This is a genomic window from Gammaproteobacteria bacterium (assembly GCA_003696665.1).
In the GTDB taxonomy this organism is placed as follows: domain Bacteria; phylum Pseudomonadota; class Gammaproteobacteria; order Enterobacterales.
Map to the genome: position 1 here is coordinate 1 of RFGJ01000111.1, position 1,261 is coordinate 1,261.

2 protein-coding genes are annotated in these 1,261 nt (G+C 51.1%); both read right to left on the reverse strand.

What is annotated here, in order from left to right:
- Positions 1-656, reverse strand: a 656-nt coding sequence (locus tag D6694_03675) for a 50S ribosomal protein L3 N(5)-glutamine methyltransferase (protein ID RMH46325.1), incomplete at its 3' end; no start/stop codon positions are given.
- 56 nt (positions 657-712) lie between these two features.
- Positions 713-1,261, reverse strand: a 549-nt coding sequence (locus D6694_03680) for a hypothetical protein (protein ID RMH46324.1), incomplete at its 5' end; no start/stop codon positions are given.

Below are 1,261 nucleotides of genomic sequence, written 5' to 3' on the forward strand. Positions count from 1 at the left end.
GCCAACGCATGCACCGGCTCGTGTCGATATTCCTCAGGCAAATTCTCCATGTCCTGAGCATCCACATATGGCGGATTAGAAACAATGAGATCGTACTGTTTACCTTCAACCGGTGAAAACAAATCGCCCAAATAAATATTGACACGCGACTCAAGCCTTAACTTGCGCACATTCTCCCGGGCCAATTCGACTGCGGCCGGATCCAAATCGACACCATCCACCTGACTTTCCGGCAAATGGTAGGCAATGGCCGCCGCAATGCATCCCCCGCCAGTACACAAATCTAACACATGCTCAGGCGGTTGAACGCACCAAGGGGCAAACTGCTGTTCGATCAGTTCCGCGATAGGAGAACGCGGAATTAAGGTGCCCGGCACGACATTGAATTCCAGCCCCGCAAACCAAGCGCGTCCAGTAAGGTACGGCAATGGGAGACGTTCTTCAATTCGGCGACGCGTCCACTCCTGGATTTTAGTCAACGCCGTTTGATCAAGCGGCATTGCTAAGACTTCTTGCCCACTATCAATAGGCAAGTTCGCAGCACACAAGACTAGGCATACGGCCTCGTCCCATGCATTATCAGTGCCATGCCCATAATATAAGTCCGCACTTTCCAAAGCTTCGTAGACTTGTTGCAAAACATCACCGAGTTTCATTTTTGCCACTCAAGTAAAAAGGGGGCCATGCCCCCTTCGTTCTCTAATACGCTAGATCACTGAACGTTAATAGTCGCAGGGCTAAACGTTCTTGTCACCCCACTTGGCGTCTCGACCGTAACCAACAATGTGCCTGATTTTGGTTGCGTCGTGCCCTTGATGGTCACCGCAAATGCACGCCCGCCATTGTGGTTGTCATTGGGCCAAGTGAACGATGACGGACCGACAATGCTACCTACCGACGTTTCAAACGATACCTTGGTACCGGCTGGCATCGGCTGATTGTGCAAATCCGCAATAATGACTTCGACCGCTCCTGTACTCTCGCCCTGAATGTTCACGACGCTATCATTCGGGTCATTTGGATTGGCCGAATCGATGGTCTTAGTCAACACAAGACTCGGCTCGCTTCCCGACATCACCAGAACAAGGCTTGCTCTGACGTTAATACTCTGTTGGCTCGAACAGCCTGAATGTGGTGGTTGACTGCACAGGAAGCCATTGTAGAGCCCATCGTTTTGATTGAACACACCATCATTGTTGAAGTCGACAAACTCTTCCAGATCACCGCTCGCATCAGGCGAGTTGTTACCATAGCCTTCGGC